Consider the following 21,917-nt stretch of genomic DNA (forward strand, 5'->3'; position numbering starts at 1 on the left):
TCATGTCCCCCCTTTATGTTACAGTATTCATTATTGCTTCACGATCCTGGTACTGAATATCATATACACGCTGGTATGGACCATGATTATTTATTAGGTCATCATGAGTACCACGTTCAACTATTTCACCGTGCTCCAAGACCAGTATTTCATCAGAATGTTTTAGAGACGAAATCCGATGTGCAATAATAAAGGTTGTTCTACCTTTCATAACCTCTTTAAGTGCTTTCTGTATTTTAAATTCAGTTTCCATATCTACAGCTGATGTTGCATCATCAAGAACAAGTATACTAGGATTGATACAAATTGCCCGTGCAATTGCAATACGTTGTTTCTGACCACCCGACAAGCCCATTCCTCGTTCACCAAGCATCGTTCCATATCCCTCTGGCATCTCCATTATAAAATCATGCGCTTGTGCCCTTTTGGCTGCGTCAATTATTTGTTCATCCGATACATCTGGTGAACCGTAGGCGATATTCTCTCTAATTGAAGTTGAGAATAAGAAGGACTCCTGTAAAACAAAACCTATATGTTTTCGCAGCGTCTTAATCTTATAATTATCGACAGGACGGTTATCAACCAGCACGTCACCTTTTTCCGGTTCATAAAAGCGTGTTATTAACTGTGTGATACTCGTTTTCCCTGATCCTGTTGAACCAACAAGGCCAATCACTTTTCCTGGAGGTGCATCAAACGTTATATTTTTAAGTGCTGTATCATCGTCTTTTGTATACGTTAATGTGACATCATTAAATGTTACATGACCGTTTATTGGTGTATCTATCGCATCATCCTTCTCGACAATGTCTTCTTCTGCTTCTAATATCTCCAATAAACGTTCTCCAGAAGCTTTAGCTTGAGAAAACTGATTAATGACAAATCCCAAGTTCATAAGTGGTCCTAATATATACCAAACAAGGCTAAAAAATGCTACTAATTCTCCGAGTTCCAGCTGATTATTAATAACCAGATAACCACCAAATGCTAACAATGCAACCGCACATACATTTCCAATGAATTCCATAAGCGGCATAAACTTTGCCCATATTTTTGCAGTAGTCAAAAAGTTCTGCTTATAGTTGTCATTACTGCTGGAAAATCTCCCTATTTCAAAGTTCTCCCTGGATAAAGATTTAACTGTATTCATGCCACTAATATTTTCCTGGACACGCGTATTCAAACGACCGAACGATTTTCTAATCCCCCTGAACGCCGGGTGTACACGTTTATCAAATTGGAATACTACTATTGCCAAAAACGGCATAGCAGCCATCGTTACCAATGCTAGTGGAATAGAATAGTAGAACATAACACTTAAACTGAAAAGGATAAGTAATGTGATCCTAATTAATTCTGAAAATCCAAAAGAAAGGAAAAAACGAAACATCTCAACATCTGCTGTCAACCGTGACATTAAGTCTCCTGTTTTTGCATTATCATAATATTTGAATGATAGTACCTGAAGCTTTTCATATAATGCTTCCCTTATTACATAAACAGACCTGATACCAAAGAATTCTCCAAGATATTGATGATAGTAAGTTGAAAATCCTTTAAATACCATTATAAGAAAAAACGCAACTGAAATATAAGGTATTAATGAATACCTGCCCGCTCTCATTACTTCATCAATCGTTATCTGCAATATTATTGGGTAAACAACAGTAATAGCTGCCACAAATAATAAGAAAACTAATGAAGTAAAGAAAAACTTTCTGTATGGCCAATAAAAATGCTTTAACTTTTTAAAAGTATCCAATATGTTCCCTCCCCCTGATGTTTATACGTAATATCTAATATAACGGGTTCCGAAATAAATTTCCACTCTTTTGTTTAATTTTTTTAACTTTTTTATTTATTACAAAATAAAGCATATTTGACTAAGTTAATTCTTACTGGTGTAAATAAAGCAAAAACGCTCAGATGGATTCTGAGCATTTTAAACTTCCTTATAGCGGAATCAGTATTCAATTTATTGTCCTGCCGTATTCTCGTTCTGCTATCCCCATTAAATTCCTATTTTTAGGGCTAAGTTAGGATCATGGTACAGCTTTTCTGCCTTTTAGCGGAATGAGGATCCATTTGGCTTTCCGCATTTCGCGTCTGGATTTTTGTTGTTTTTTTCCTTTATAATCGCAGAACCATTATTTATAAATAGATGCTGTCTAACTAGTAATTATCTCTCTGTTTTACCTAATACTCGGTTGACGCGCTTACGAAGCATTTTCATCCCGCTCCCACCAGCCTGAAAGTGTCTTAATTTTCCATCAGAATCAAATACATAATATGCAGGTACATACTTATTTTGAAACGAATCTGTTAATGTATGATCGTTATCTACAAATATTGGCTGTGTAATATCATGTTCATTCGCAACCTTTTTAATCTGATCAAGATCTAAATCTTTTTCTGAACGTGGCATATGAACCGCAATTACATTTAAGTCGCGTTTGTATTCATCACGGAATTCATTTACTTTTGGCATTGCCTCTTTACAAGTTCCGCAGCTTACCGACCAGAAATGAATTAGTGTTGGTTTATTTCCAATTAAAGCTTCTTTTTTAATCGCTTTACTATTCAACCACTTTGTAGCTCCTTCTAATTCGGGCATTTGATCTCTTAACCTCATAATGTCTACCTCCTGTTAAATAAGCAAAAAAGGCTGACTTCAATTGCCATAACGTATGCGATGAGCCAGCTCTAATAATTTTTATACATTTATTATATATGATAATTTTTTATAATGTTTCCTGGCCAGGTTTCCAGTTTGCTGGGCAAAGTCCACCAGTTTGAAGAGCTTGTAGAACACGCAGCGTTTCATCAACATCCCGACCAATGTTGTTATGGAATACTGTTTGGTATTGTAATTCACCTTCCGGATTAATGATAAATAATCCACGTAATGCAACACCTTCTTCCTCAATTAACACCCCATAATCCTTGGATACAATATGGTTTGTGTCTGCAGCTAGAGGATAACCAAGCTGGTCCAGTCCATTATCATCACGTGATGTGTTAATCCAGGCTTTATGTGTATGAATTGTATCGGTTGAAACACCTATCACTTCTGCATCCAAATCTTCAAATTCATCATATCGATCTGACATTGCTGTTATTTCTGTTGGACATACAAATGTAAAGTCCATTGGATAGAAGAAAAGAACAGTCCACATATCATTTTTCATATTTTCTTCTAAACTAACTTTACCAAATTCCTTATCAGGCATTACAGCGTCCATTTCAAATCGTGGTGCCTGTTTTCCTACCATTCTTTCTGCCATATGTAATCCCTCCGCTTAGATATTTTATCAAGCTAATTTTTATTATAGAACACTCTATAAACCAGTCAATATGAAACCCTAGTCTTTTAAAAATGTACATATAAATTACATAATATGTTCTTATTATTGACAAAAATCTGTTCCAGTATAACCTTTTTATGGGTGTATATGATTTAAAACTAAATAAATGTGGTAAATTAATAGAGTCTGTCGAGTTAGATACACTAAAAATACAGAAAGGAGGGTACATATGGGGATTTTCGGAATCGAGGTAGATGTAACTAATCTGATAAATATTGGTTTAAAAATCGGTTTACTCATTTTAGCCTTTATTATTTTTATTCCAATTGGCAAAAAAATTATTGAAAGAACAATAAATAGAGCTGGCTCTAATCAAAAAATATCTGAGAGTCGTGTGAAGACGCTTGAAAAATTATTAGTCAACTTGTTTTCTTATGTAATGATTTTTGTATTTATTGTTATGTTGTTTGCAATATTTACTATCCCGATTGGACCACTACTTGCGGGTGCAGGTGTTCTTGGTTTAGCAATCGGTTTTGGTGCTCAGGGACTTGTGAGTGATGTTGTAACAGGTTTTTTCCTATTACTTGAACGACAAGTAGAAGTTGACGATTATATTACAGCTGGTGGCTATGATGGGATTGTAGAGGAACTTGGCTTACGAACAACAAAAATCCGCAGTTTTAATGGAACATTAAATTTTATTCCAAATAGAGAAATCATTGGTGTTGCCAACCATTCACGTGGAAATATGCGTGCACTGGTTGATATCGGAATTAGCTATGATGAAAATATTGATGAAGCTATTAGTTTATTGGAAAAGGTCTGTGCTGAATTCCAGCAGGATGAACGATTTAAGGATGGTCCTAATCCGATAGGTGTTCAAGGTTTGGGTTCATCAGACGTTGTCCTCCGTGTTGTGGGACAAACTGAAAACGGAGAACAGTTCGGATGCCAGCGCGACATGCTTAAGCGAATAAAAGAAGCGTTTGATGAGGCAAATATTGAGATACCATTTCCACACCAGGTTAATATTCAAAAAGATTAAATAAAATTAAAAAACTTGGCATTTGTAAAGGGATGCTTATGTAAGCGTATTTTGCTTTTTTAGAATCCCTTATACTTAGGAGTGCAAGCCTTAATTGCGAAAGCCGTAAGTAAGTATTTATACTTTCTTAACTGCAAGCAAAAACCCCAGTTCGTATTATACGAACTGGGATTTTACTATATTACTCGTTTCCATTTAATTTCTGATTTACCATTTGGCAGACCTCTTCAGCACTATATCCTTCTGCATTAATTACAGGGCCGGCAATACTTGTTGTAGACATACCCATTACATTTTTATCCTGTCCTGTAATAACACAGCAATCACAATATTCTGTGTCATCCTCTGAGTGCAGATCAACTACATCATGTCCCATTTCCATTAGACCATCCTTCACATCTGAAAGACTTTCTTCAACACCAATACGCGCCATTCATAATACCTCCTCTAGATACAAAGCATTTACGCATCTAGTTTTTCCAGAAGATAAAATGATATACAGAAATCAACAAGCAGATAAAGCTTGTATTGTATTTTTAACAGCCTTTACGCCTATCTCTAGCGCATCTTCATCAGGGGTTAGTTGAGCATTGTGTAAACCAAATGGAGAATCAACGCCAAGCCAGAACATGAATCCTGGAATATCTTTTAGCATATAGCCAAAGTCTTCTCCAGTCATTGCAGGATTAGCCTCCTGATAATTAATATTGTTAGTTGTCATAGTTTCAGCAAATATATCAACATACTGCTGCTCATTGTATACCTGATAATAATTTGCACCATAATCAATAGCAATCTTGCATTCATGGGAAATTTCAAACCCTTGAATCAATCTTTCCAACTTTTGCTTAATTACATTAATTGTAGCAGGTTCGAGTGTACGGATTGTCCCTTCCAACCTTGCTGACTCAGCAATTGCATTTTGCACAAACCCACTCTCCATCTTACCAACTGTAACGACAGCACTTTCCAATGGGTTAAGGTTTCTTGCGACAATTTGCTGTAATTCCACAACAAAGGAGCTTGCTGCAACAGTCATATCCCTAGTTAAGTGTGGGTATGCAGCATGTCCTCCTTTGCCAGAAAAATCAAGGAACAATTCACTCGTATTTGCGAATAATAATCCCGGGCGACTGGACACTGTTCCGGTAGGTAGCTCAGGAGCAATGTGTAAAGCAAAGACAACATCCGGCTTCCATTCCTTAAAACTATCTGACTCCATCATCGGTAATGCGCCACCAGGTCCTTCTTCAGCGGGTTGAAACAGAAACACAACATCATTATCTATCGGGTGATCAATAATGAGTTTAAGTGATCCTAACGCAATTGTCATGTGAAAGTCATGTCCACAAGCATGCATTTGACCTTCATGTGTGGATTTAAATGGAAAATCTGTTTGTTCCGTAATCGGCAGGCCATCAATATCGCAGCGAAATCCAATTGTTTTATTGGGATTAGCTCCTGAAACACGGACCATGATTCCAGTTCGCCACTCTTTTACTTCTACCCTATCTGTTTGCATTGCATTAATCTTATCCAGCAAATAGGTTTGCGTTTTAAATTCCTGAAAACCCAACTCAGGAATTTGATGCAATTCCCTTCTGATTTCTACTAAATTCATGCTAATCCCCTGCTTTAGTTATCTAATTTACGAAGCTCTTGTTTGATTTCTGTTTTTGATTTTGTACTATCATCGATTTCTTTCAATACTTTAGCAGGTGTACCTGCAACCAATGTATTTGGTTCAACATCCTTTGTCACAATTGATCCAGCAGCTACAATTGACCCCTTACCCACTGTTACTCCTTCTAGAATAACAGCATTTGCACCAATAACTACTTCATCTTCAATGACAACCGGTTTTGCTGAAGGCGGTTCGATAACACCCGCAAGCACTGTGCCGGCACCGATATGACAATTTTTACCAACAGTAGCACGACCACCAAGAACAACATTCATATCAATCATGGTGCCCTCACCAACAACTGAACCTATGTTAATGCTTGCGCCCATCATAATAACTGCTCCGTCTCCAATCTCAACTTGGTCACGGATGATTGCACCTGGCTCAATTCGTGCATTAACTTCTTTTAAATCAAGTAACGGAATGGCAGAGTTTCTGCGATCATTTTCCACAGCGTAGTCTTCAATTTGCTCATTATTGTTTGCCAAAAAGGATTGGATGTCCTTCCACTGTCCAAATAACACACCACTATTTTTCTCAACAAATGACTGAATTGAATCACCGTAGTTTAATTCATTCAATTGCTCACCTTTAATATATACCTTTACAGGTGTACTCTTTGTGCTATTTGAAATAAAGCTGATAATCTCGTTTGCATCCATCATTTTCATAATCTGTTCCTCCAATTTTATGTATTTATTTTACTGTAGCAGACCACACAAGCACTCGCAAGAACAAAAGCGCAAGCGCATGTTTATTGCGTATGACCAGTACGGCACCATATGAGATAAAGGAAACACGAAGAGCGATGCGAATCGATGTTGACTTATCGTAAGGAGGTGCCGGAAGTGCGCTAGGCAATAGGCGCTGGAGCTGGACATGGGTGAACCGAAAAGTACAGTAATCCCAGTAACTTATATTTTATAATCACCTTAGCAACAAGCTATTCCTGTCCTTTTTTTGGCAAAAAATAAATCAGGATAAAACTGATCACTGCCAGAACTAATAACCCCATGTAAACGAGATGCAATCCTGAAGTAAGACCTTCTTGTAATACAGACTTAACTTCATGCGACAAGGAAGCATTTTGTTGTGGATCTAATAAACTATTTGCCGTATCGACTGAGACTTCATTTTCCAATTCTTTATTCTGAATAAAGGTTTGTATCCTGCTGTTTAGTAATCCGCCAAGTAATGCTGCACCCAATGCACTGCCAATCGAGCGCATAAACATGTTTGCAGCAGTTGCAATACCACGAGTTTCCCATCCAACAGCATTTTGTATTCCTACAATAAATGATGTATTTGTTAAACCCATACCTATTCCAATAAAGAACGATCCTGCAGCCGCCCATACCGGACCTTTATCAGGTGATAACAGGAAAAACAATAGTGCTCCAATAATTAATGATGTTCCACCAATTAATGATGTCGCTCTATATCCTATTACCAACAAAAGCCTGCCCCCGACCATAGCTGCAATAGGCCAGCCAATGGACATTGTTGTTAACGTAAACCCTGCTACTGTTGCAGAATAACCCATAACACCTTGTACGAAAGCAGGTAGGTAACTGGAAACACCAATGAGTATCATTCCAGTCGTCAGCGATGTTAAATTAGCAATACTAATTATTCGATGTCTCCAAATCTCAAACGGCATCATCGGGTCCACTGCAAGCCGTTCCTGGTTAATAAATAATATTAACCCAGACACAGCTAAACCAATCAATCCATACATTTCAGTGGAATTCCACGGAATCCCTATTCCACCTTCAACTAAAATGAATAGCAATGATGTAACAGATATTACAATCCACACCGATCCTAGATAGTCAACAGAACGCTTTTGCTTTTCAATATTTTCATGAAAAAAGAAAAATATCCCTAGCATAGCAAGTATACCTAGTGGAATATTCAACCAGAAAACATAACGCCAACTTAAGACATCGACGAAAAGCCCACCAAGCAATGGTCCGGTAACAGCAGATATACCCCATACGCTAGACAACTGTCCTTGGATTTTGGCCCGCTCTTCTTTGCTGTAAATATCACCAATTATCGTAGTTGCGATGGGCATCAATGCACCTGCACCAACACCTTGAATAAACCGTGAAATGATCAGCATTGTCATGGTTCCACTAAAGCCTGAGAGCGTAGAACCTGTCAGGAAAATTGTAATGCCAATCATAAAAACAGGCTTTCTTCCGAAGATATCAGAAAGCTTCCCGAATATTAATACAGTAGCAGCATTAGTCAGTAAATATGCAGAAAACACCCAACTATACAGCGAAAATCCTCCAAGATCTGCCACAATGCTAGGCATTGCTGTTGCAACAATTGTCGCTTCTATTGCAGCTAAGAACATGCCAAGCATAACGGCTGCCAATACAAATGGGCGTTTCATCGTTTTAATTTTTTTTAGACGAGTTACCATAGGTTATCACAGTTTCTACTTAAATTAAAAAACACCCTACGCATTTATATTTTCTGCAAGGGTGCAGCAATAACTCAATTTTATAATTAATCATTTCTGTTTGTATAAAAGTCTCGCTTCATTTGTTTTAGAATAGCACGTCTGGTTACAATTCCATCAAAATAACCCTCATCATCAGAAACACATACAAATGTATTATTAATAACTGCTTTTAACCCATTCATAAACGAATCATCTCTTGATAATGATGGTATATCTGTATTCATTACTTCATGAACGCGCATGTCAGAAAGTTTCTCTATCTCAAATCGCTCTAAACCTAGAATTTCATTTAAAATGATTGTCTTACCTATCGTTCCTACTAACTTATAAGATGCATCCAATACAGGAACAGCGGAATAACCGGATTTCACCAATACTAATAGTGCGTGTTCCAATGGATTATTCAGCTGAACATGGGCAACTTTTTCAGATGATATCATTATATCTTCTACTACAATATCTGTTAATTGCTTATCTTGTATCGTACTCATACTAAATCGCTCCTTTTAGAAATACTGGCAGCAAACATCATTTTTATTTAGACTTGAAAAAGGAGTTAAAACCTACATCCACATCCTTAGTTTACCATAGTTAATGTTCGAGAAACATATATAGTTCTTACATATTAATAATATTATCGGTTAATTTAATGACAAATTTTTTTATAAAGTTTATGAGAAAACATAACTGAACGCTCTAAATTAGAGGCAGGAATTGTTATGACTTTTGTAACTAGTTTTATTCAAATTTCAGTGTACAATAATAATATGTCGAATAATTAAGAGGATTTTAAATGGAAATACACACTTTCACAAAGAAAGAAGAAATTGTTAATGCTATAACACATGGGATTGGTGCATTATTAAGTATTGCTGGTCTTGTGCTGTTGATTTTATTTGCTTCACTTAACGGGAACCCATGGCAAGTTGTGTCCGTTACCATATTCGGAACAACGATGCTAATTATGTATTTATCATCAACGATTGTTCATAGCCTGCCTGAAGGAAAATGGAAAGATATTTTCCAAATCTTTGATCATTCCTCTATTTATTTGTTTATTGCAGGTACATACACCCCTTTCCTGCTTGTGCATTTACGCGATGACTTGGGCTGGATTTTGTTTGGGACTGTATGGGGGATTGCATTAATAGGAGTTGTCTTCAAGATATTTTTCGTAAAAAAATTCCTTGTTCTGTCAACACTATTTTATGTTTTAATGGGTTGGTTAATTACTCTGGTATGGAATCCGCTTATGGCAACTATGGATGGAACAGGTATGCTGCTATTAATGATTGGTGGAATGTTATATACACTAGGGGCAATCTTTTATATATGGCGCGGGTTTATTTATCACCATGCTATATGGCATCTATTCGTACTGGCTGGTTCCATATTTCACTTCTTTACTGTATTTTATTATGTTATTTAAGACTATTTTCGCAATTAAAGTTGGGTTGCTATCCTCTTTGGGATAGCAACCTTTAAATTTTTGAAAACTTAGCTTATCGCCAAGTGCTAAAAAGGAAACTTATTAAGCCATTGTCCTCCATCCATTGTTATGACTTCACCATTAATGTATGCAGCTTTGCCGGAGAGTAAAAAGTGAGCAAGATCAGCAATCTCCTCCGGCTTACCCAACCGTTGTAACGGGACTGAATTTATTGTACGTTCCGCAGCTTTTTCTGATTCAAATAGTTTTTCTGCTCCTCCAGTACGCTCAATCGGTCCCGGGGCAATTGCGTTCACACGGATACCATACTTTGTTCCCCATTCCACTGCTAAAGTACGTGTCAGATTGAGTACCCCTGCTTTTGCAGCAGAAGAATGAGCAACACCTGCCCCAGCGTTCCATGCATATGTAGCAACCATATTAATGATTGAGCCTTTTATTCCATTCTCAATCCAGTACTTCCCTACCTCTTGGCTGCAATAAAATGTTCCATTTAACACGATGTCAATTACAGAATTCCAGCCATTAACTGAAAGTTCTTCCGCTGCAGCAATAAAATTACCAGCTGCATTGTTCACGAGATGATCAATTGAACCAAATTTTTCGACTGTCTTCTCGACCATCCGTTTCACGTCTTCAGGCTTTCTTACATCCATTGAAATTATATATAATTCACCTGTTGAGTTTTTTTCCAACTCCTCTTTAGTCACTTGCAATCGATCTTCATTTCTACCTGTAAGAACAACATTCGCACCTTCCACAGCAAACTTTTCAGCCATATACTTTCCCATTCCACTAGAACTTCCTGTTACAATAACTGTTTTATTATTCATATAATCCCCCTTTTTCAATTAGGTTCTTTTCGTAAGTTTTGTTGCTCCTTAAACCCTCGCTGTTGACAAAAACTGCGATAAATATACGCTCCCTTGGACTGGCCCTCTTTGCTCGCAGAGAACGCTCAATGTGGGGACTCATCGTCTTCGCTTTCTCACATGAGTCTTCATATATTTGATGTGCCAGCATCCAGGTTTTCTAACAACAATCATTTAGAAAACAACCTTCGTCTATATGTATTATCATATTTATAACAATCACAAAAGTCAAAAAAATAACCGTAAACAAGATGCATCTTCTATTAAAATCTTATTTAATCTCATATTAAAATAAGGTATGATTAATATCATAATAAAAAATAATTACAAGCTGTTTTCTATATGATTGTTTCTTTCTCAAAGTAATGAAATCCTAACGTACTTGATGTAAACTGCGAAGTACTTTTCAAAAAGTTTGAGTGCTATTATGCCGCTTCGGAGGTTGAGGCCGTGCCCTAAGGTGCGCATCCGCCCGTAGCGACCCCGGACGGCGGGACGAGAGTTTATAGAATTTATTCTAGCAGTTAGTTCGCAGTTTATATAAACTGCGAAGATTAAAAAACAATGTTATAAACTTAACTAAAAGAATTTTAAACCCCTGAAAGGTTTGACATATATGAATAGACGCACTTTCTTAAAGAAATCTATTGGAAGCCTACTTGCTTTGGTTGGCTTAAGTGGCGGTACTTATTACTATGCACGTGAAATGGAGCCAACTATGCTTGACATTACCCAGCAGACTCTAGCATCTTCCAAGTTACCTGAGTCATTTAACAACTTTAAAATCGTACAGTTTTCTGATACACATATCGGTTTTCATTATTCACTTGATCAATTTGCTGAATTAGTAAAAACAATAAATAAACAGAAACCGGATTTAATTGTATTTACCGGAGACCTTGTCGATAAACCACACACGTATGACTGGAATAACGAGCTAATTCAAGAATTACGAAAGCTCAAAGCAAAACATGGAAAATACTGGATATACGGCAATCATGATCATGGTGGTTATGGGACTGACATCGTAAAGAATGTCATGGACAAAGCTGAATTTAATCTATTAAAAAACAACCATACAATAGTTAAAGTAAATAACGAAAAATTTGTATTAGCTGGTATCGATGATGTAATGCTTGGCAGACCAGATTTAGAAAAAACATTAACAAATGCAGATCCAAACCTTTTTACAATGTTACTTGCACACGAACCTGATTTTGCTGACACGACGGTTCATTTTCCAGTGGATATTCAGATCTCAGGACATAGTCATGGCGGACAAGTTCGCTTACCTTTTATCGGACACTTATATACTCCAATGTATGCAGAGAAATATGTACAAGGAAAACACACATTACAAAACGACAAATTAACACTATTTGTAAACAGAGGCCTAGGTACAACCCGTTTACCGTATCGGTTCTTATGCAAACCAGAGATCCATACTTTCACCTTAAAAAGCTGAGTAATTTCATAGCTAAACAGTCACCACCGCGTTTCAGCCCCGAATCGTAACAGTTTGTTCATAGTTTTTTTACTGGAAACATGCTACACTAGTTACGATTTCATTTAGGAGGAAAATATAATATGTCAAAATTTAAAATCATACTTCCTTTTTTAGTGGTTGTTATTTTAAGTGCATGTGGTGATAAATATGAAGGTGACTATTCCTACAAAGTAGGGGATTTTACATTTACAAACCAGGATGGAGAACAGGTGAGTAAGAGCGATTTAGAAGGTAAGTTTTGGGTAGTAGACTTTATTTTCACGAATTGTACTACTGTTTGCCCACCAATGACTTCGAATATGGCAGATTTACAAAAACAATTAAAAGAAGCTGGGCTTGAAGAAGAAGTTCAACTTGTGTCATTTAGTGTCGACCCTAAAAAAGATACTCCAAAAATCCTTAAAGATTATGCCAAAGCTCGTGGTGGTACATTTGACAATTGGCATCTTCTTACAGGCTATGAATTTGAAACAATTAAAGAATTATCTATTAAATCCTTTAAAGCAGCAGTCGAAAAGATTGCAGATTCAAATCAGGTGATGCATTCGACCAGATTTTTTATTGTGACGCCAGAAGGAAATGCTATCAAAGGATATGATGGCAGAGATCAAGCAAATATGGAGAAGATCGTTCAGGATATTGAGGATATGAGTTAAAACGCTGAAGCAGGTCTATCCTGCTTCTTTTTAGCAGTTAATAAATCTTGTACTCCGAAGTAAATGAATTCTTAGAAAGCTTGGATTATCGACAAGCCTTATTTGCACTTATACAGTAAGAAAAGCATAATAAGCTCTCATAAAAAACCTTATAAACTTAGATTTTTTAAATATTGCAATAGGACGAGCTTTACGATACGATATAACTAAGTAACTCTAATAACCTAGAGAGGAGAGAAACGTATGAATGGGAAGCAATCGATTCCTCTAAGCGAAATTGCCAAAGCGCTTTATTCCATTAACCGTCATGCCAAAACAGCACCAGAACCCAAACATCTCTATTTTATAAAGAAAGAAACAATTAATCGCCTTTTAAAAGAAAAGCGTGCACAAAAAGTTGGTTTACACTTCTCAAATCATCCAAAGTTTAGCAATCAGCATTCCACACTTTTGGTAAAAGTAGACGACTATTTTTTTCATATTCCCCCTACAAAAGATGACTTCAAACAGCTTGAACATTTAGGTGATCTTGATTCAAGCTATCGTAACCCTCAAACAAAGATGTCACTTTCACATGCAAAAAAAATCGTCTATAACTATATTAATTGGCACCCAACAGATAAACAGAATCGTGTTTCACAAAGAAAACACACGTCTTCTTACTTCACCCCTTCTTCTCTTGGGAAAATGGAATGGCCCCCAACCAAAACGCGCCGTAATTATTAAGCATATTAGAAAACTTGACATCCGTTAAAGGGATTCTTATAAAAGTGTATTTTGCTTTCGTAGAATCCCTTTAACCTTGGAGTGCAAGCCTCAATATAGGTAAACTTTTGCAGCGTTAGGCGCTGACCGGTGACGCCACGTCCTGTACATTGGAGCTGGACGTGGCTGATTCAGTAGTCCAGTTATCTACAGTACTTAAATTTTATAGTTTTCCAGACAACTAATAAAGCGCTTTTAGCACAAGCGCTTTTTTATATGCTTTTATTTTTCCTAAATATATGCTGGAGTGTATGAATAATAATAAGACATCCTCCAAAGATTGCAAGACACTGCAAGGTCATGGCAAACAGTGTTAAATTAAGAACTGTAGTTAAAATAATTCCTAACAGAAATAACACTAGAAAGGCTAAACTACTCATGACATACGTTAATAATATGGTCGATTGCATCGAAACCACCCAGTTTACAAATGGATGCACCATTAAATAGATTATTATAATTCCAATAAATATATATACATACTCTACTCTTACTCCTGTTGGTAACAAATAATTTATATTGGTTGCAACTAGACTTCCAATCATTTGATTCAACTACTTTCTACAAGATATATTATCCAATATAAACAATTCGCATTATGAATATACACAGTATGATAATCTGATATAATTGCAATTATTGAATGGTAAAGGGGGATCTGCCATGAACAGAGCTTTCGTCTTTATTATCTTGGGTGCTGCCCTCTGGGGTACAATTGGCTGGTATGTTAAAAACTTATATTCTTACGGATTCACACCTATGGAAGTTGTAACACTCCGGGCATGGTCTGCCGCTAGTATACTAGTTATTTATTTAATTATTACCTCACCAATAGAGCTGAAACTAAAATCCATTCGTGACATAAAATATTTTATTGGTACCGGTGTTTTCAGCATCATTTTTTTCAATTACTGTATGTTTACTGCTATTGAATTATCAACAATTCCTGTTGCAACAGCATTGCTTTATACAGCTCCAGCATTCGTTACTCTTTTATCATTTTTTCTTTTCAAGGAACCTCTAACTCGACTGAAGGTTATTGCACTTTTAATTACGCTACTGGGTACAGCGATGGTTGTTGGATTAATTCCTTTAAACCTAAGAGCCTTTCAACTAACGAGTATTCTATTTGGATTAGGATCAGGTATTGGGTATGCCCTATATAGCATTTTTAGTAAATTTGCACTTAAAAAGTACTCAAGTCTTAGTATTACCACCTATACATTTATCGTTGCTGCTGTCACATTATTGCCATTTTTTCCTTATCATGAAAAGTTCCATATGCTACTGGACCCAACCGTATTATTTTATGCATTCGGATTAGGCTTTCTGCCAACAGCATTTGCATACATTATTTACACGTATGGATTAAACAAAACAGAAGCTTCTAAAGCGTCTATACTAACGACAATCGAACCTGTTGTTGCAACATTAATTGGGGTATTTATTTTTCATGAAGCCTTCTCGGTTATACAAATGATTGGAATGGTGTGCATTATCGGTGCAGTAATTTTAATTCAGGCATATTCCAGCCCTAATTAAAAAATTCCTGAGTAAGTGACATCAATCACGACACGCAAACAATAAATCCACTATTATCGAAGTAAGTTCATTAATAGGAGGTAATAGTAATGAGTCAATTTACTACTGAACATACACCGGCTGAAATTGTGAAGGTATTTCCAAAAGCGAGTGATTTGTTCAAAGAACGCCGAATCGATTTTTGCTGTGGTGGGGATCGTCCACTTGGAGATGTTTTTAAAGAAGGAAAGATAGATGAAACAGTTGTACTAGGAGAACTTAATAGTGCATTTGATAGCTGGAAACAAGAAGATCATGAAATAGTTGATTGGGATGCCATTCCGCCTACTGAGTTAATTGATCACGTTGTTCATACACATCATGCGTATCTTAATGAAGAACTCCCTGCGTTAGGACAATTTGTTACAAAGATCTTTCGTGTGCATGGTGCAAACCATCCACATCTAAAAGAATTGCATCGTTTATATAACGATTTTAAAGTAGATATGGAAGAACATATGATTAAAGAAGAAGGTGAAGTATTTCCTTTAATTAAAGAATATGAAAAAAATCCAAGTGAAAAACTTTTAGATCATATCCATGAAGCTAATGGAGGGCTTGAAGACGAACATGAAGCATCAGGAAATATTCTAAAACGTATGCGGGAAATTACCAAAGGGTTTGAACCTCCAGCAGATGCATGCAGCTCATACCGAATAACGTATGCCCGATTGGCGGAAATGGAAGCAGACACATTCCAGCACGTTCACTTAGAAAACAATATACTTTTCAAGAAATTGTAATTTGAAACTTGGCATAGTTGCACTTATGCAGTAAGAAAAGTATTTATACTTCCTTATCTGCAAACAAAAAACAGGGGGAGACATTTAATACAAATGTTTCCCCCCTGTTTTTTTGAGGTTTTAAAGATAGTTTCTGCTTAACAACCTATGTTATGATTATCATTAGAATAAGTGACTTATAAATGAGTAATCAAATTATAAGCTTTTTCACTACTAAAGTAATCATTGATAGTAGGATGAAAAGTGTTCTGGATTAGATTTTTTATCTGATTGCTTTTTTTCCAGACGAAGTTCAATTTGTTCTAACTCATTTTCGTCTCTTAATAGCTCTTGCTTGTTTTGCTGTACAAGGTCTTCAAAATTTTGGTATTTTATTGGGCGCATAATTTCACACTCCTTTATAACTGCTCATTATCTATTATACCCTTTATGTTGTATAACAAATCAAAATTATTTGAACATTTTATGAATTTTTTACACAGGAGGTTAAACTGATGCGACCAAATCTTAATAGTTCCGTTAAAGATATTGAAATATCGGGGATTCGGAAGTTTTTTAACATGGTTTCTGAAGAACAGAATGTAACGTCTCTAACAATAGGACAACCCGATTTTCATACACCAGAACACGTAAAAGAAGCTGCAAAAGTTGCACTAGATCACAATAAAACTATGTATACACATAATGCAGGGATAATTGAATTGCGAACTGTTATTTCAAAATTTTATGAACAAAATTATGGCGTTAACTATGACCCAAAATCGGAAATTATTGTTACATCAGGCGCATCACAAGCTATTGATATAACGTTTCGCACCATTTTGTCTCAAGGGGATGAAGTAATTCTTCCTGCACCAATTTATCCCGGATATGAACCACTTATAAAATTGGCTGGAGCAGAGGTTGTTTATGCAGACACAACCAATGATGATTTTAAACTTACAAAAGAAAACCTGAAAAAACATATCACAAGTAAGACAAAATGTGTCGTTCTCCCCTACCCTTCCAATCCAACAGGGGCTTCGTTCACTAAAAATGAATTACAAGAACTGGTTTCAATTTTGCAGCATAAAAATATATTTATTTTAGCAGATGAAATATACAGTGAGCTTGTTTATGATTGGAAACATACGTCAATCGCAGAGTTTAACGAGGTTAAGGATAGAACAATAGTCATTAATGGAGTTTCTAAATCACATGCTATGACTGGGTTTCGAATTGGATATACCCTTGCGCCAGCATGGTTAACAAAACACATGCTAAAAGTTCACCAGTACAATGTGTCTTGCGCAACGTCCATTAGCCAATATGCCGCATTAGAGGCGTTAACGAACGGGTTGGACGACCCCGCTAAAATGCGAAGTGAATATAAGAAAAGACGTGATTATGTATATAATCGTTTAATAGACATGGGGCTTGATGTCAATAAACCAGATGGAGCATTCTATTTTTTCGCAAAGTTTCCTATAAAAGATAAATTATCCTCATTTCAGTTGGGAATCAATTTAGTTCGGGAAGGTAAAATAGCATTAGTTCCAGGGGATTCCTTTTCTTCCTTAGGTGAAGGTTATATGCGTCTGTCATACGCGTATGATATCGAAACAATCAAACTTGGACTTGACCGCCTTGAGGCTTTTTTACAGAAGGAAAAATTAATTTAATACAGTTTAACTTTAATCTATACTTTTCTGATGTTCAGTCTGCTTTACATCATCGAATAGATTTAAAAGCCTATCTAATTCTTGACTGATAGTAATTGATTCAATACTTGTAAATCCTTTTTTAAGAGCAACATCAGTCATTTTATTACGTAAAAATTCTATTCTTTCCAGAAGCTTTTCTGTAGTGCACATATTAATGTATATAGTACCTCCTTTTATTGCTTACTTAACTTTAGCACAGGTTCATAAATAATGACAAGTTTCTGCTTAAGTAATTCAAAAGCCTATTTTAGCTGTACTGAAAGTGATATTTTAGAAATGTGGTTGCTAAACTTTAGGAGGGTTTCGATGTATTACAAAAGAAATGAAGCATATCGCTTCGTGTTTAATCAGCCAGTTGAAGGAAAAATGACTAAAAGAGAAGAAAACAGTACAGTAACAACCAAAGTTCATATTCTTGATGTAAGTAATCAAGGGGCAAAAATTAACTGTAAAAATGTAATTGATTTGAAAAAGGATACTAAAATAAACCTTTCCTTTAGCCTAAAGTCTCATTCCTTTCATGCATCAGGAAGAATAATATGGATCAAAAACTTCCACAATTCTTCTGAAGTAGGATTACAGTTAAATACGGATGACGAATACAAGAACAATATGATAAAGGAACTAAAGGAAATTGCCAAACAGAACAAAAAGAATTAAAATAAAATTTTTCTCGAAATAATTACTTTCATACTATGTTTTCGAATGAACGGGTATTGAGAAAGGATGTCTTCATTGACTAAAACAAAAAAGAAAAATGAATGGCTCGAATGGGTAAAAGCTATATTAATAGCAGTAGTACTCGCTTTCTTCCTAAGGTCATTCGTATTTGCAACATCGGTTGTTGATGGTAAGAGTATGGAACCCACTCTTGAAGATGGAGAAACAGTACTTTTCAATAAGTTCACGTATTTAATTGATAAACCTCAACGCGGTGACATTGTCATTATAGAAAGACCCCTTAAGAATTACGTTAAGCGAATTATTGCGATGCCTGGCGAGACCATTAAAGTAGAAGATCACATATTGTATATTAATGGTGAAAAATATGGGCAGCCATTTATAAATAAAGATGCAAAAAGCAATACCGGAAAATTTGGTCCTATTCAGGTACCAGAAAACAGTTATTTTGTTATGGGTGATAACCGAATATTAAGCAAAGATAGCAGAAATGGTCTGGGGTTTGTTAGTGAAGAAAATATCATAGGAAAATCGGAGATGATTATCTTTCCTTTTGACCAATGGGCTATGACAAAATGAAGAAAAGGGTCAGGCATCAATATTGTCCGACCCTTTTTATATTTGAATTTTATTATTCATTATCAAAAATGCAGTATCCTATATTTAACGCAAGTAATCCAAAGCAAATGATCCCAAAAGCGGTTTCCCAAAGTTCCATATGCGTGTACCTCCTCTATTAAAATTATGTATAATCGTAACAATTAAATTATCTTCTTCCTCCTCCTATCATATCAATTTCCTTTTCCTAAATAAAGCAAAAATATGATAAAATAGAAAGAAAATCAGAATAGGCTTAGTAAATGAAAGTAGGTTTTATTATGCACCACTGTCCTTATTGTGGCACAAAAGTAAAAGAAAATGAGTTATATTGTATAAAATGTGGCAAACAACTACCAGAAGATGCAACCGAGCGACTCATAAACCGTAAATCGTTTAATAAGTACTGGTACATCCCCATTTCGATATTGGCTTTAGTTATTTTATCTGCAGGTATCTATTATGTAATTATGCAAAATCAAACGGCTGAGGCAAGCGACTTATACAATAAAGCCGAAGAAAGCGTTATGGAGGGTCAGTATGGAGAAGCGAAGGAATTACTTCAATCTGCGCTTGAAAATAGTAAAGAATTTAAGCAAGCTGATATTGCCTTGACTTATGTACAAGAAGCTTTAAAAATAGAAAACAGCATTGAAAAAGCGAATAACTATTTAAAGAAACAGGAATACCAAAAAGCACTATCTCTAATCAATGATGCAGAGAACTCATTAAGTAACTATAATGGCAATGCAGTTACCCAATTAATTGATAAACTTACATCAAAACGTAATTTAATAAAGATAGAAGAGCTTAAACATAAATTAAATCAAAATCCCAGTATTAATGATATGAAAGCCTTGCTGTGGGAAGCTGAGTCGATTAAGCATGATGAAGCAGCTGAAATCACTACTGACATTCGAAATCAAATTGTTGATTATACCTTTTCAAAAGCAAGCGAAAATCTAAATGATAAACAATTTTCGGATGCGCTAGTAATAGTTGAAGACGGCTTAAAGTATGCTCCAAACTCAGGGAAGCTGCAAAGCCTGAAAACCACTATTGATAAAGAAAAAACAGCGTTTGAAACGGCACAGCGTCAACGAATTGAGCAGGCAATAAGTTCTGCAGAAGAAGAACGGAAATTAAATGAAAATGATGCGATTGAGCTTGTTTCAGTCAATGTTGAAAATAACGAACAAGATAAATTAGTTGTAAAAGGTAAAGTAAAAAGTGTTGCAACAATTCCTATAAATACTATATTGGTAGAATATGCATTATCATCTAAATCAGGAAGCGAATTTTTATCAAACGAAGTATATGTATATCCAGAGACACTCTACCCTAATGAAGTTGGTGAATTTGAGTTCACCCATTTTGATATAGATCAAGAAGGTAAAAACATTAATATCAAAGTGGATAAAATAAAATGGTATACCAATTAATAGTATCTAATGTTCTTAATGAGGTGAACACATGAGTAAAATGCAGACAAAACCAATTATAGCGTCAGCGCTTGTTGTTATTATAGGGGCATTCCTATTATTTTCCATCAATGACTATTGGGCTTCCAAAAATGTCTCTGTAAACAACCCGGTTATAAATAAAGTAGAATCTAGTTCCAGAAGTATTGATCTTAAAACAATTATTCATGAATCTGAAAAAAATGTTGTACAGATAGAAGGGCAAAATGAATTTAATACAATCACTGGCTCAGGATTCTTATATAATGATAAAGGTGATATTATTACCAATGCACATGTTGTAAGAGATGCTGATGTAATATATGTTAGAACCGCAAACGCGCGTATATACCCTGCTGCAGTAATTGGTATGGGAAAAGATACAGACATTGCTGTTATTCGTGTGCCACAGCTTGCTGGTCAAAACTCCTTATCAGTTGAAAAAGATATACAAGCTGAAACAGGAGATGAAGTCATTGCACTCGGCAGCCCTCATGGATTTCAGAATACAGTTACTTTAGGAATAATATCTGGTACTGAACGAAATTTTTCAGTTGACGGATTTAATTATGAAAATGTTTACCAAATATCAGCGCAAATAACGCATGGTAATAGTGGTGGCCCTCTAATCAACAGAGAAACTGGGAATGTTATTGGAATTAATTCTGTAGGTACCGAGGATGGAACAATTGGATTTAGTATTCCGATAAGCGAAGTTATTGAAAAAATTACAACATGGTCGAATGAGGCGCAAAATGAACAATTGGATTTTGCTAATACTTCCGAAATTGGCAGTACTACAAAGCCGGAAGAACTTAAAGAAAACGCTGAATACATAATTGACTACTTTTTTGAAAGTATTATTATAAGAGATTATGTAGGTGCGTACACATTGTTAGGTAGTTCAATGCAATCAGAAAATTCTTACTCAGATTTCCGAGAACGATATATTCATATTATTGATTTGCAGTACTCTGATTTTTCCAGCAAGATAAAAAAGAACAATCAAGTAGAAACAACAGTTGATGTAACTGTGGAAACTAATTTGCAAAATAAAGAAGAAACAAAAAAAGAAACCTTTAAATATGTACTTACAATCGGAAATGAAAATGATCAATTAAAAATTTTAAATTTATCAAAAACCCTGATTGAATAGTTCAAACAAACATTCATATTAAATTATTTAGTCAAACGTCCATACGTTTTGTTGCGTTTATCATATAGTATAAGTGTAACGCGTAGGAGGTGATAATGAATGGGTGGTTATGGTGGATACCAAGGAGGATATGGAAACAATTTTGCGCTAATCGTTGTACTATTTATCCTGCTTATTATCGTAGGTGCAACTTTTTATTATTAAATAAAGCTTGTGCTACTCTTAGCACAAGC

General features: G+C 35.6%; 24 protein-coding genes. 13 read left to right on the forward strand and 11 right to left on the reverse strand.

What is annotated here, in order from left to right; translation table 11 throughout:
• Window positions 1-13: 13 nt before the first annotated feature.
• The 3 genes from BLS02_RS11255 to BLS02_RS11265 all read right to left on the reverse strand — a co-directional run bounded on the left by BLS02_RS11255 (window position 14) and on the right by BLS02_RS11265 (window position 3,284).
• Window positions 14-1,762 carry an ABC transporter ATP-binding protein gene (locus tag BLS02_RS11255; protein WP_092493105.1) on the reverse strand — a complete coding sequence of 583 codons (1,749 nt, stop codon included), beginning with the start codon at window positions 1,760-1,762 and terminating at the stop codon, window positions 14-16.
• A gap of 417 nt (window positions 1,763-2,179) precedes the next feature.
• Window positions 2,180-2,632: a TlpA family protein disulfide reductase gene (locus BLS02_RS11260; RefSeq protein ID WP_092493106.1), complete on the reverse strand. Its 453-nt coding sequence runs from the start codon at window positions 2,630-2,632 to the stop codon at window positions 2,180-2,182.
• Between the two features lie 109 nt (window positions 2,633-2,741).
• The gene (locus tag BLS02_RS11265) at window positions 2,742-3,284 is read right to left on the reverse strand and encodes a peroxiredoxin (RefSeq protein WP_092493107.1); all 543 of its coding nucleotides are present in this window, start codon (window positions 3,282-3,284) and stop codon (window positions 2,742-2,744) included.
• A gap of 250 nt (window positions 3,285-3,534) precedes the next feature.
• Here BLS02_RS11265 and BLS02_RS11270 point away from each other — a divergent pair, with 250 nt between their 5' ends.
• Window positions 3,535-4,353, forward strand: a complete 819-nt coding sequence (locus tag BLS02_RS11270) for a mechanosensitive ion channel family protein (RefSeq protein ID WP_092493108.1) — start codon at window positions 3,535-3,537, stop codon at window positions 4,351-4,353.
• Between the two features lie 181 nt (window positions 4,354-4,534).
• Here BLS02_RS11270 and BLS02_RS11275 read toward each other — a convergent pair whose 3' ends face one another.
• The 5 genes from BLS02_RS11275 to cbpB form a co-directional block, all read right to left on the reverse strand.
• The gene (locus BLS02_RS11275) at window positions 4,535-4,786 is read right to left on the reverse strand and encodes a YkuS family protein (protein ID WP_092493109.1); all 252 of its coding nucleotides are present in this window, start codon (window positions 4,784-4,786) and stop codon (window positions 4,535-4,537) included.
• Window positions 4,787-4,858: 72 nt separating this feature from the next.
• Entirely contained in the window at window positions 4,859-5,974 is a 1,116-nt protein-coding gene (locus tag BLS02_RS11280) for an N-acetyldiaminopimelate deacetylase (RefSeq protein WP_092493110.1), read from the reverse strand.
• A 14-nt stretch (window positions 5,975-5,988) separates the two neighbouring features.
• Window positions 5,989-6,708 carry a 2,3,4,5-tetrahydropyridine-2,6-dicarboxylate N-acetyltransferase gene (gene dapD, locus BLS02_RS11285; RefSeq protein WP_092493111.1) on the reverse strand — a complete coding sequence of 240 codons (720 nt, stop codon included), beginning with the start codon at window positions 6,706-6,708 and terminating at the stop codon, window positions 5,989-5,991.
• A gap of 272 nt (window positions 6,709-6,980) precedes the next feature.
• Window positions 6,981-8,471 carry an MDR family MFS transporter gene (locus tag BLS02_RS11290; protein WP_092493112.1) on the reverse strand — a complete coding sequence of 497 codons (1,491 nt, stop codon included), beginning with the start codon at window positions 8,469-8,471 and terminating at the stop codon, window positions 6,981-6,983.
• A gap of 86 nt (window positions 8,472-8,557) precedes the next feature.
• Window positions 8,558-9,004: a cyclic-di-AMP-binding protein CbpB gene (cbpB, locus tag BLS02_RS11295; protein ID WP_092493113.1), complete on the reverse strand. Its 447-nt coding sequence runs from the start codon at window positions 9,002-9,004 to the stop codon at window positions 8,558-8,560.
• Between the two features lie 302 nt (window positions 9,005-9,306).
• Between cbpB and trhA the strand changes: the two genes are divergently transcribed.
• Window positions 9,307-9,942, forward strand: coding sequence for a PAQR family membrane homeostasis protein TrhA (gene trhA / locus BLS02_RS11300; RefSeq protein WP_092493115.1), 636 nt, complete (start codon window positions 9,307-9,309; stop codon window positions 9,940-9,942).
• Between the two features lie 86 nt (window positions 9,943-10,028).
• Here the strand turns inward: trhA and fadH are convergent, their stop codons facing one another.
• Window positions 10,029-10,796, reverse strand: coding sequence for a 2,4-dienoyl-CoA reductase (fadH, locus tag BLS02_RS11305; RefSeq protein WP_092493116.1), 768 nt, complete (start codon window positions 10,794-10,796; stop codon window positions 10,029-10,031).
• Window positions 10,797-11,451: 655 nt separating this feature from the next.
• Between fadH and BLS02_RS11315 the strand changes: the two genes are divergently transcribed.
• The 5 genes from BLS02_RS11315 (at window position 11,452) to ric (ending at window position 16,087) form a co-directional block, all read left to right on the forward strand.
• On the forward strand, window positions 11,452-12,300 hold the full coding sequence (locus BLS02_RS11315; protein ID WP_092493118.1) for a metallophosphoesterase: 849 nt from the start codon (window positions 11,452-11,454) through the stop codon (window positions 12,298-12,300).
• A gap of 122 nt (window positions 12,301-12,422) precedes the next feature.
• On the forward strand, window positions 12,423-12,998 hold the full coding sequence (locus BLS02_RS11320) for an SCO family protein (protein ID WP_092493119.1): 576 nt from the start codon (window positions 12,423-12,425) through the stop codon (window positions 12,996-12,998).
• Between the two features lie 243 nt (window positions 12,999-13,241).
• Window positions 13,242-13,724, forward strand: coding sequence for a YkyB family protein (locus BLS02_RS11325; protein WP_092493120.1), 483 nt, complete (start codon window positions 13,242-13,244; stop codon window positions 13,722-13,724).
• Between the two features lie 702 nt (window positions 13,725-14,426).
• A complete protein-coding gene (locus BLS02_RS11330) occupies window positions 14,427-15,305 on the forward strand; it encodes a DMT family transporter (protein WP_092493121.1) in 879 nt (292 codons plus the stop codon).
• Window positions 15,306-15,394: 89 nt separating this feature from the next.
• A complete protein-coding gene (ric, locus tag BLS02_RS11335; RefSeq protein WP_092493122.1) occupies window positions 15,395-16,087 on the forward strand; it encodes an iron-sulfur cluster repair di-iron protein in 693 nt (230 codons plus the stop codon).
• A gap of 222 nt (window positions 16,088-16,309) precedes the next feature.
• Here the strand turns inward: ric and BLS02_RS11340 are convergent, their stop codons facing one another.
• The gene (locus BLS02_RS11340) at window positions 16,310-16,471 is read right to left on the reverse strand and encodes an FbpB family small basic protein (protein WP_092493124.1); all 162 of its coding nucleotides are present in this window, start codon (window positions 16,469-16,471) and stop codon (window positions 16,310-16,312) included.
• Window positions 16,472-16,581: 110 nt separating this feature from the next.
• Here BLS02_RS11340 and BLS02_RS11345 point away from each other — a divergent pair, with 110 nt between their 5' ends.
• Window positions 16,582-17,748: an aminotransferase A gene (locus tag BLS02_RS11345; protein WP_092493125.1), complete on the forward strand. Its 1,167-nt coding sequence runs from the start codon at window positions 16,582-16,584 to the stop codon at window positions 17,746-17,748.
• 12 nt (window positions 17,749-17,760) lie between these two features.
• Here BLS02_RS11345 and BLS02_RS11350 read toward each other — a convergent pair whose 3' ends face one another.
• Entirely contained in the window at window positions 17,761-17,940 is a 180-nt protein-coding gene (locus BLS02_RS11350; RefSeq protein ID WP_092493126.1) for an aspartyl-phosphate phosphatase Spo0E family protein, read from the reverse strand.
• 156 nt (window positions 17,941-18,096) lie between these two features.
• Here BLS02_RS11350 and BLS02_RS11355 point away from each other — a divergent pair, with 156 nt between their 5' ends.
• The 5 genes from BLS02_RS11355 to BLS02_RS11375 all read left to right on the forward strand — a co-directional run bounded on the left by BLS02_RS11355 (window position 18,097) and on the right by BLS02_RS11375 (window position 21,888).
• Complete coding sequence (locus BLS02_RS11355; RefSeq protein WP_175476803.1) at window positions 18,097-18,450, forward strand: PilZ domain-containing protein; 354 nt, start codon at window positions 18,097-18,099, stop codon at window positions 18,448-18,450.
• 75 nt (window positions 18,451-18,525) lie between these two features.
• Complete coding sequence (gene lepB / locus BLS02_RS11360) at window positions 18,526-19,050, forward strand: signal peptidase I (RefSeq protein WP_092493129.1); 525 nt, start codon at window positions 18,526-18,528, stop codon at window positions 19,048-19,050.
• Window positions 19,051-19,331: 281 nt separating this feature from the next.
• Window positions 19,332-20,510 carry a zinc ribbon domain-containing protein gene (locus tag BLS02_RS11365; protein ID WP_254788756.1) on the forward strand — a complete coding sequence of 393 codons (1,179 nt, stop codon included), beginning with the start codon at window positions 19,332-19,334 and terminating at the stop codon, window positions 20,508-20,510.
• 31 nt (window positions 20,511-20,541) lie between these two features.
• The gene (locus BLS02_RS11370) at window positions 20,542-21,684 is read left to right on the forward strand and encodes a S1C family serine protease (protein WP_175559478.1); all 1,143 of its coding nucleotides are present in this window, start codon (window positions 20,542-20,544) and stop codon (window positions 21,682-21,684) included.
• Window positions 21,685-21,783: 99 nt separating this feature from the next.
• Window positions 21,784-21,888 (forward strand): YjcZ family sporulation protein, encoded by a 105-nt coding sequence (locus tag BLS02_RS11375; RefSeq protein WP_092493131.1) that lies wholly within the window; start codon window positions 21,784-21,786, stop codon window positions 21,886-21,888.
• Window positions 21,889-21,917: the final 29 nt, after the last annotated feature.

Origin of the sequence: Virgibacillus salinus (assembly GCF_900102415.1) — a bacterium.
GTDB classification, from domain to species: Bacteria; Bacillota; Bacilli; order Bacillales; family Amphibacillaceae; genus Lentibacillus; species Lentibacillus subterraneus.

Coding starts and splice junctions, on each gene's coding strand:
- BLS02_RS11260 (WP_092493106.1), bottom strand. CDS start 2,632: ATGAGGTTAAGAGATCAAATGCCCGAATTAGAAGGAGCTACAAAGTGG.
- BLS02_RS11265 (WP_092493107.1), bottom strand. CDS start 3,284: ATGGCAGAAAGAATGGTAGGAAAACAGGCACCACGATTTGAAATGGAC.
- BLS02_RS11270 (WP_092493108.1), top strand. CDS start 3,535: ATGGGGATTTTCGGAATCGAGGTAGATGTAACTAATCTGATAAATATT.
- BLS02_RS11275 (WP_092493109.1), bottom strand. CDS start 4,786: ATGGCGCGTATTGGTGTTGAAGAAAGTCTTTCAGATGTGAAGGATGGT.
- BLS02_RS11280 (WP_092493110.1), bottom strand. CDS start 5,974: ATGAATTTAGTAGAAATCAGAAGGGAATTGCATCAAATTCCTGAGTTG.
- dapD (WP_092493111.1), bottom strand. CDS start 6,708: ATGAAAATGATGGATGCAAACGAGATTATCAGCTTTATTTCAAATAGC.
- BLS02_RS11290 (WP_092493112.1), bottom strand. CDS start 8,471: ATGGTAACTCGTCTAAAAAAAATTAAAACGATGAAACGCCCATTTGTA.
- cbpB (WP_092493113.1), bottom strand. CDS start 9,004: ATGAGTACGATACAAGATAAGCAATTAACAGATATTGTAGTAGAAGAT.
- trhA (WP_092493115.1), top strand. CDS start 9,307: ATGGAAATACACACTTTCACAAAGAAAGAAGAAATTGTTAATGCTATA.
- fadH (WP_092493116.1), bottom strand. CDS start 10,796: ATGAATAATAAAACAGTTATTGTAACAGGAAGTTCTAGTGGAATGGGA.
- BLS02_RS11315 (WP_092493118.1), top strand. CDS start 11,452: ATGAATAGACGCACTTTCTTAAAGAAATCTATTGGAAGCCTACTTGCT.
- BLS02_RS11320 (WP_092493119.1), top strand. CDS start 12,423: ATGTCAAAATTTAAAATCATACTTCCTTTTTTAGTGGTTGTTATTTTA.
- BLS02_RS11325 (WP_092493120.1), top strand. CDS start 13,242: ATGAATGGGAAGCAATCGATTCCTCTAAGCGAAATTGCCAAAGCGCTT.
- BLS02_RS11330 (WP_092493121.1), top strand. CDS start 14,427: ATGAACAGAGCTTTCGTCTTTATTATCTTGGGTGCTGCCCTCTGGGGT.
- ric (WP_092493122.1), top strand. CDS start 15,395: ATGAGTCAATTTACTACTGAACATACACCGGCTGAAATTGTGAAGGTA.
- BLS02_RS11340 (WP_092493124.1), bottom strand. CDS start 16,471: ATGCGCCCAATAAAATACCAAAATTTTGAAGACCTTGTACAGCAAAAC.
- BLS02_RS11345 (WP_092493125.1), top strand. CDS start 16,582: ATGCGACCAAATCTTAATAGTTCCGTTAAAGATATTGAAATATCGGGG.
- BLS02_RS11350 (WP_092493126.1), bottom strand. CDS start 17,940: ATGTGCACTACAGAAAAGCTTCTGGAAAGAATAGAATTTTTACGTAAT.
- BLS02_RS11355 (WP_175476803.1), top strand. CDS start 18,097: ATGTATTACAAAAGAAATGAAGCATATCGCTTCGTGTTTAATCAGCCA.
- BLS02_RS11365 (WP_254788756.1), top strand. CDS start 19,332: ATGAAAGTAGGTTTTATTATGCACCACTGTCCTTATTGTGGCACAAAA.
- BLS02_RS11370 (WP_175559478.1), top strand. CDS start 20,542: ATGAGTAAAATGCAGACAAAACCAATTATAGCGTCAGCGCTTGTTGTT.
- BLS02_RS11375 (WP_092493131.1), top strand. CDS start 21,784: ATGGGTGGTTATGGTGGATACCAAGGAGGATATGGAAACAATTTTGCG.